Origin of the sequence: Pseudomonas sp. Root562 (genome assembly GCF_001427125.1) — a bacterium.
Classification (GTDB): Bacteria; Pseudomonadota; Gammaproteobacteria; order Pseudomonadales; family Pseudomonadaceae; genus Aquipseudomonas.
Map to the genome: position 1 here is coordinate 22788 of NZ_LMGK01000015.1, position 7420 is coordinate 30207.

General features: G+C 57.8%; 6 protein-coding genes and 1 pseudogene. 2 read left to right on the plus strand and 5 right to left on the minus strand.

Annotated features, from left to right (window positions below):
* Window positions 1-197 precede the first annotated feature (197 nt).
* The 4 genes from ASD60_RS13520 to ASD60_RS13535 all read right to left on the minus strand — a co-directional run bounded on the left by ASD60_RS13520 (window position 198) and on the right by ASD60_RS13535 (window position 4452).
* A complete protein-coding gene (locus ASD60_RS13520; RefSeq protein WP_056854487.1) occupies window positions 198-1631 on the minus strand; it encodes an NAD(P)(+) transhydrogenase (Re/Si-specific) subunit beta in 1434 nt (477 codons plus the stop codon).
* Window positions 1628-1984 carry an NAD(P) transhydrogenase subunit alpha gene (locus ASD60_RS13525; protein ID WP_056854488.1) on the minus strand — a complete coding sequence of 119 codons (357 nt, stop codon included), beginning with the start codon at window positions 1982-1984 and terminating at the stop codon, window positions 1628-1630. Before ASD60_RS13525 ends, ASD60_RS13520 begins: the two co-directional genes overlap by 4 nt.
* Before the next feature lie 11 nt (window positions 1985-1995).
* A complete protein-coding gene (locus ASD60_RS13530) occupies window positions 1996-3117 on the minus strand; it encodes a Re/Si-specific NAD(P)(+) transhydrogenase subunit alpha (protein WP_056854489.1) in 1122 nt (373 codons plus the stop codon).
* Window positions 3118-3552: 435 nt separating this feature from the next.
* Window positions 3553-4452, minus strand: a complete 900-nt coding sequence (locus ASD60_RS13535) for a LysR family transcriptional regulator (RefSeq protein WP_056854494.1) — start codon at window positions 4450-4452, stop codon at window positions 3553-3555.
* A gap of 157 nt (window positions 4453-4609) precedes the next feature.
* On the opposite strand from ASD60_RS13535, the gene ASD60_RS13540 reads away from it, so the two are divergent.
* Together ASD60_RS13540 and ASD60_RS13545 are read left to right on the plus strand one after the other, a co-directional pair.
* Complete coding sequence (locus tag ASD60_RS13540) at window positions 4610-5791, plus strand: acyl-CoA dehydrogenase (RefSeq protein ID WP_056854490.1); 1182 nt, start codon at window positions 4610-4612, stop codon at window positions 5789-5791.
* A 13-nt stretch (window positions 5792-5804) separates the two neighbouring features.
* Window positions 5805-7025: a CaiB/BaiF CoA transferase family protein gene (locus ASD60_RS13545; protein ID WP_056854491.1), complete on the plus strand. Its 1221-nt coding sequence runs from the start codon at window positions 5805-5807 to the stop codon at window positions 7023-7025.
* A 202-nt stretch (window positions 7026-7227) separates the two neighbouring features.
* Here the strand turns inward: ASD60_RS13545 and ASD60_RS29405 are convergent.
* A pseudogene (locus ASD60_RS29405) lies at window positions 7228-7420 on the minus strand (hypothetical protein); the annotation flags it as partial.

The following is a 7420-nucleotide window of genomic DNA, read 5'->3' on the forward strand; positions in this document are numbered from 1 at the left end:
AACGGGTATCAGGATGCGCAGTCTAGTTAATTTCGCTAGCCGCTGTCCCGCTACCAAGGTCGCAAACGAGGCGTCTATTCCGGGGCTTTCAAGCAAAACACCGTTACCGGATCGGTAACAAAGACGTCGATTGTCCGACGCTTTGCACAAACAAAAACGCCCCGACGAGTCGGGGCGTTTCAGTCGTGCCGAGAGATTTATTCGACGGCTTTAACCATGTCTTCGATGACTTTCTTGGCGTCGCCGAACACCATCATGGTCTTGTCCAGGTAGAACAGTTCGTTGTCCAGACCGGCATAGCCGCTGGCCATCGAGCGCTTGTTGACGATGATGGTCTTGGCCTTGAACGCTTCGAGAATCGGCATGCCGGCAATCGGCGATTTCGGATCGTTCTTGGCGGCCGGGTTGACCACGTCGTTCGCGCCGAGTACCAGCACCACGTCTGCCTGGCCGAACTCGGAGTTGATGTCTTCCATCTCGAACACCTGGTCGTAAGGCACTTCGGCCTCGGCCAGCAACACGTTCATGTGGCCCGGCATACGACCTGCAACCGGGTGGATCGCGTACTTCACGGTCACGCCGCGGTGGGTCAGCTTCTCGGTCAGTTCCTTCAATGCATGCTGCGCCCGCGCTACCGCCAGGCCGTAGCCCGGGACGATGATCACGGTGTCGGCGTTGGTCAGCAGGAAGGTCGCGTCATCAGCCGAACCGGATTTCACCGGGCGGGCTTCCTTGGCGCCTGCAGGACCTGCATCGGCTGTATTGCCGAAACCGCCGAGCAATACATTAAAGAAGGAGCGGTTCATCGCCTTGCACATGATGTACGAGAGGATCGCACCGCTTGAGCCCACCAGCGAACCGGCGATGATCAGCATCGAGTTGTTCAGCGAGAAACCAATGCCCGCCGCTGCCCAGCCGGAATAGCTGTTGAGCATCGACACCACTACCGGCATGTCGGCGCCACCGATCGGGATGATGATCAGCACACCCATGACGAAGGCCAGAGCCAACATCACGGCGAAGGCAGTCAGGTTGCCCGTCAGCATGTAGGTCACGCCCAGTGCCAGCGTGGCTACACCCAACAGCAGGTTCAGTTTGTGCTGACCGCTGAACTGTACCGGTGCGCCCTGGAACAGGCGGAACTTGTACTTGCCCGACAGTTTGCCGAACGCGATCACCGAGCCGGAGAAAGTGATTGCACCAATGGCCGCACCCAGGAACAGCTCCAGGCGGTTACCCGCCGGAATGGCGTCGCCGAGTTGCTTGACGATGCCCAGCGATTGAGGTTCGACCACCGCCGCAATGGCAATGAACACCGCTGCCAGGCCAATCATGCTGTGCATGAAAGCGACCAGCTCAGGCATTTTGGTCATTTCAACGCGTTTGGCCATGATTGAACCGGCGGTACCGCCGATCAACAGGCCGACGATCACGTAGACGATGCCGTCGTGGGCCAGTTCGGATCCCAATTTGTAGATCAGGCCGACCGTCGTCAGGACTGCCAGACCCATGCCGAGCATGCCGAACAGGTTGCCGCGACGCGAGGTCGTTGGATGCGAGAGGCCCTTGAGCGCCTGGATGAAGCAGACCGAGGCGATCAGGTACAGAGAAGTAACGAGGTTCATGCTCATGCTTGCTGCACCTCAGCCTTGACTGCTTCGGCCTTGGCTGCCGGAGCTTTTGCTGGCGCCGCTTTTTTCTTGAACATTTCCAGCATGCGACGGGTGACCAGGAAGCCACCGAACACATTGACCGCCGCCAGGGCTACGGCCAGGGTGCCCATGGTTTTGCCCAGGGGCGTGACGGTCAACGCGGCAGCGAGCATGGCGCCGACGATCACAATTGCCGAGATAGCGTTGGTCACCGCCATCAGGGGCGTGTGAAGCGCAGGTGTCACGTTCCAGACCACGTGATAACCGACATAAATCGCCAGCACGAAGATGATCAGGTTGTAGATACCGTCAGAGATCAGCATGTCTTCCATTGTTTTTATCCTCAGCCGTTCTTGCGCACGATCTGGCCGTCGCGGCACATCAGGCACGCGGCGACGATATCGTCTTCGAGGTTGATCACCAGTTGTCCTTCTTTATCGAACAACAGTTTCATGAAGTCCAGCAGGTTGCGCGCGTACAGCGCCGAAGCGTCGGCTGCCACCGCGCCGGCCAGGTTGGTAGGGCCGACAATGGTCACGCCATTTTCGACCACCACCTGATCGGCTACGGTCAGCGGGCAGTTACCGCCCTGGGCTGCCGCAAGGTCGACGACCACCGAACCCGGTTTCATCTGTGCCACGGTTTCCGCGCTCAGCAGCGTCGGTGCCTTGCGTCCTGGAATCAGCGCTGTGGTGATAACGATGTCAGCCTGTTTGGCGCGTTCGTGCACGGCTGCGGCCTGGCGCTGCATCCAGCTGGCGGGCATGGGGCGTGCGTAACCGCCGACACCAACGGCGCATTCGCGCTCTTCATCGGTCTCGTAAGGCACGTCGACGAACTTGGCGCCGAGAGATTCGATCTGCTCCTTGACTGCAGGACGCACGTCAGACGCCTCGATCACTGCTCCCAGGCGTTTTGCCGTGGCAATCGCCTGCAACCCGGCCACACCGGCACCGAGAATCAGAACGCGCGCCGCTTTCACGGTGCCGGCAGCGGTCATCAGCATTGGCATGAAGCGCGGATAGTAATGAGCTGCCAGCAACACCGCCTTGTAGCCGGCAATGTTGGCTTGCGATGACAGCACATCCAGGCTCTGAGCGCGGGACGTGCGGGGCGCGGCTTCCAGTGCGAATGCGGTAATGCCGCATTCGGCCATCTTGGCGATGGTTTCGTTGCTGAACGGATTGAGCATGCCCACCACAATGGTGCCGCTCTTGATCAGTGCGAGTTCGCTGTCGCTGGGGGCGACTACCTTAAGAATCAGCTCTGCGCCAAACACATCGCTGGCGCTGCCAATGCTTGCGCCCGCTGCTTCATAGGCACTGTCGACAACACTGGCGTTAATGCCGGCGCCGCTTTGTACAGTGACCTTATGACCTTGGCCGATCAGCTTCTTGATGGTTTCCGGGGTTGCAGCAACCCGTGTTTCACCGGTCTGGGTTTCGAGAGGAACACCAATGTGCACGTCAAATCTCCTGCGTGATCTTATTGAGTAAACCCATGCACTACGGATGGTGCGGCTGGGGCGGCCGATCAGCACGACCCCGCCAAATCAGGACGGGGCGCGGCATTTTGCAGGCGAACTTTGTGCCCTTCAAGGGATTATGACGGGTGACGGAAAATTAACTACAAGTCACCCCGTGACCGAATGTCGCAACCAACCGGCTCAATCCCTTGCAGGCCGTGCCTTGTAAGGATTCTGGCGCAAATTCAAGAAATTGGACATCGGCCGTATGAATGATGCGGCATCGGCCCTCAATAGTGGCGCAAAGCCGCGTCTTCAGGCGCTTGTGGGACGTTTGTACTGCTTTGCCAAACAGTTTGTGTTTAAGCGACATATCCGTATATCTGTAGGGTTTTTGAATAGCTGACTACGAGGTCAACAAAGCGGGCCGGGCCTTTATTCTTCTAGGCTATAGCTGTGCGCCTGCGTGACCAGCCAATCTCGAAAAGCCCTTAAAGATGCCGATTCGACCTTTCGCTCAGGAATCATCAAGTAATACGCCTTGATACTGGAGAGCGCCTGAGGGTTGGCGATGACCAGGCGTTTCTCTGTCAATTCGCGTTGAATCAGGAATGGCGGAATCAATGCTATGCCCATGTCGTGCATCGCCGCCTGGGCGAGCATTGAGAATAGCTCGTAGCGCGGGCCTGTCATGTCTCGAGGGATGTTCAGATGCTGGGAGTTGAACCACTGACGCCAGGCATACGGCCGGGTGGTTTGTTGCAGGAGAGGGAGTTCTGCGATTCCTTCGGGGGAAAGGATGGTTTTCTTTCCGAGTAGGCCGGGGCTGCAAACGGGCATGGGATTTTCGCCCATCAAGCGGTGGGATTCCGTACCCGACCAATCCGCGTCGCCAAAGTAAATCGCGGCATCGAAGTCCGTGTCGGCAAACAGGAATGGCCGCGTCCGGTTGGTCAGGTTGACCGTCACTTCGGGATGTTTGTGTTGGAAGTCTTTGAGTCGCGGCAGTAACCACTGGGTGCCGAAAGTCGGTACCACGGCCAGCTCGATTACGTTGGCGCCCTGCTGGCCCATCACCGACAAAGTGTCGCGCTCGACTGCGTCGAGTTGAGTGGCAACCCGACGGCTGTAGGAAAGCCCGGCTTCAGTCAGCTTTACACCGCGCCGTGAGCGTCGAAAGAGTTCCACATTCAGGAACTCTTCCAGGCTGGCGATCTGTCGACAGATTGCACCTTGGGTCAGCGAAAGCTCCTCGGCTGCTTTGGTAAAGCTTTCGTGTCGCGCTGCCGCTTCAAAGCTTATCAGGGCGGTTGTGCTGGGTATCTTTCTGCGCATGTACGTCAACCTCACTAATACATCGCCTTAAATGCATTACGCGACGTTTCGGAGTGAGAAATTAGCACAACAGTATGCGAAATCCTCGTTTGCCGTGACGCCGAACCCGGCCTAGGATCAGTCCACGTTATTTGACCTGTTTCGAGAGGACACACTCATGGCCGGTAAAGCTAGCTTCAACTGGATCGATCCCCTGCTGCTGGATCAACAGCTCACCGAAGAAGAGCGCATGATTCGCGACACCGCTGCGCAGTTCGCTCAGCAGAAGCTCGCGCCGCGGGTTCTCGAAGCTTTCCGCCATGAAAAGACCGATCCGGCGATCTTTCGCGAGATGGGGGAGGTGGGCCTGTTGGGTGCCACCATTCCTGAGCAATACGGTGGCAGCGGCCTGAACTACGTCAGCTACGGCCTGATTGCCCGTGAAGTCGAGCGTGTCGATTCGGGCTACCGCTCGATGATGAGTGTGCAATCCTCGCTGGTGATGGTGCCGATCAACGAATTCGGTACCGAAGCTCAAAAGCAGAAATACCTGCCGAAACTGGCTTCCGGCGAATGGATCGGTTGCTTCGGTCTGACGGAGCCTAACCACGGTTCCGACCCGGGCGCGATGATTACTCGTGCGCGTAAAGTGGAAGGCGGCTACAGCTTGACCGGTAGCAAGATGTGGATCACCAACAGCCCGATCGCTGACGTTTTTGTCGTTTGGGGCAAGGACGATGCGGGTGATATCCGCGGATTCGTTCTGGAGAAAGGCTGGAAGGGCCTTAGCGCACCGGTTATTCACGGCAAGGTCGGCCTGCGTGCATCGATCACCGGTGAAATCGTGATGGACAACGTATTCGTGCCGGAAGAGAACATTTTCCCGGATGTCCGAGGCTTGAAAGGACCGTTCACCTGTCTGAACTCCGCTCGGTACGGTATTTCCTGGGGTGCGCTGGGTGCTGCCGAGTTCTGCTGGCACACCGCTCGCCAATACACGCTGGATCGTCAGCAGTTCGGTCGCCCGTTGGCTGCGACTCAGCTGATCCAGAAGAAGCTGGCCGACATGCAGACCGAAATCACCATGGCGTTGCAGGGCTGCCTGCGCTTGGGTCGTATGAAGGACGAAGGTACTGCGGCAGTCGAAATCACTTCGATGATGAAGCGTAACTCCTGCGGCAAGTCGCTGGACATTGCGCGCATGGCCCGTGACATGTTGGGTGGCAACGGTATCTCTGATGAGTTCGGCGTTGCTCGTCACCTGGTCAACCTGGAAGTGGTGAATACCTATGAAGGTACACATGACGTCCACGCGCTGATTCTTGGTCGCGCGCAGACCGGCATCCAGGCGTTCTATTAATAGGAGAACGACCATGGGCGCGCTTTCACATCTGCGGGTACTGGATTTGTCGCGGGTATTGGCCGGGCCGTGGGCCGGGCAGATCCTCGCCGACCTTGGCGCCGAAGTGATCAAGGTCGAGCGCCCTGGCAACGGTGACGACACGCGCGCCTGGGGGCCGCCCTTCCTTAAGGACGCTTATGGCGAGAACACCAGCGAGGCCGCTTATTATCTGTCGGCCAATCGCAACAAGCAGTCGGTCACCATCGACTTCACGCGCCCTGAAGGTCAGAAGCTGGTGCGTGATCTGGCGGCCAAATCAGACATCCTGATCGAGAACTTCAAGGTGGGTGGTCTGGCCGCTTATGGGCTGGACTACGAAGCACTAAGGTCGATTAACCCGAATCTGATCTATTGCTCGATTACCGGGTTTGGTCAGACCGGGCCGTATGCCAAGCGCGCTGGCTACGACTTCATGATCCAGGGGCTCGGCGGGCTCATGAGTCTGACGGGTCGACCTGAGGGTGAGGAAGGCGCCGGGCCGGTTAAAGTGGGCGTTGCGCTGACGGACATCCTGACAGGGCTCTATTCGACCGTGGCAATCCTCGCAGCGCTTGCGCATCGCGATCATGATGGTGGCGGACAGCATATCGATATGGCGCTGCTCGATGTTCAGGTGGCGTGCCTGGCTAACCAGGCGATGAATTACCTGACAACGGGTAATGCGCCGAAGCGCCTGGGCAATGCGCATCCGAACATCGTGCCTTATCAGGACTTTCCTACTGCTGACGGCGACTTCATCCTCACCGTGGGCAATGACGGACAGTTCCGAAAGTTCGCTGAAGTGGCTGGGCAACCCCAGTGGGCAGACGATCCTCGTTTCGCAACCAACAAGCAGCGGGTGGCCAACCGAGCGGTGCTGATTCCACTGATCCGCCAGGCGACGGTGTTCAAAACTACCGCTGAGTGGGTGGCTGAGCTCGAACGGGCTGGCGTGCCCTGCGGGCCGATCAACGATCTGGCGCAAATGTTTGCCGATCCGCAGGTCAAGGCGCGAGGGCTGGCTATTGAATTGCCGCATGCGCTGGCTGGCATGGTGCCTCAGGTAGCAAGTCCTATTCGTTTGTCCGAAACGCCGGTGGAGTACCGCCAAGCGCCGCCATTGTTGGGTGAGCATACGCTGGAAGTGCTGCAGCGAGTGCTGGGGCTGGATGCGGGTGTGGTGGCTGCGTTGAAGGACGCAGGTGTGCTCTGAAGGCGCCTTCTATATAGAAGGCGCGGGTTTTGTGTGTGCAGGTGCGTTGTTTTCTTGCCTTTCGTAAGTTATTGATAGAAAAACCAAATCAACGCTTGACGGCAGATCTCAGGTGTCTATAATTCGCCCCACTTCCGGCGCGGTCGAAACGGAAAACTCCTTGATAAACAATGAGTTACGCAATTTTCGGCAGCAGGTTGCTTCAGGTCATCGAAGCCAGAAGGAAGTTGAAAAAGAGGTGTTGACAGCGGCGTGTAACGCTGTAGAATTCGCCTCCCGCTGACGAGAGATCGGCAGCGCAAGTGGTTGAAGTTGTTAAGGAAATCCTTGAAAACTTCTGAAAATAACCACTTGACAGCAAATGAGGCTGCTGTAGAATGCGCGCCTCGGTTGAG

Excerpts from the sequence above, each read along its gene's own strand:
- ASD60_RS13545 (WP_056854491.1), top strand. The coding sequence starts at position 5,805 with ATGGGCGCGCTTTCACATCTGCGGGTACTGGATTTGTCGCGGGTATTG.
- ASD60_RS13535 (WP_056854494.1), bottom strand. The coding sequence starts at position 4,452 with ATGCGCAGAAAGATACCCAGCACAACCGCCCTGATAAGCTTTGAAGCG.
- ASD60_RS13540 (WP_056854490.1), top strand. The coding sequence starts at position 4,610 with ATGGCCGGTAAAGCTAGCTTCAACTGGATCGATCCCCTGCTGCTGGAT.
- ASD60_RS13520 (WP_056854487.1), bottom strand. The coding sequence starts at position 1,631 with ATGAGCATGAACCTCGTTACTTCTCTGTACCTGATCGCCTCGGTCTGC.
- ASD60_RS13525 (WP_056854488.1), bottom strand. The coding sequence starts at position 1,984 with ATGGAAGACATGCTGATCTCTGACGGTATCTACAACCTGATCATCTTC.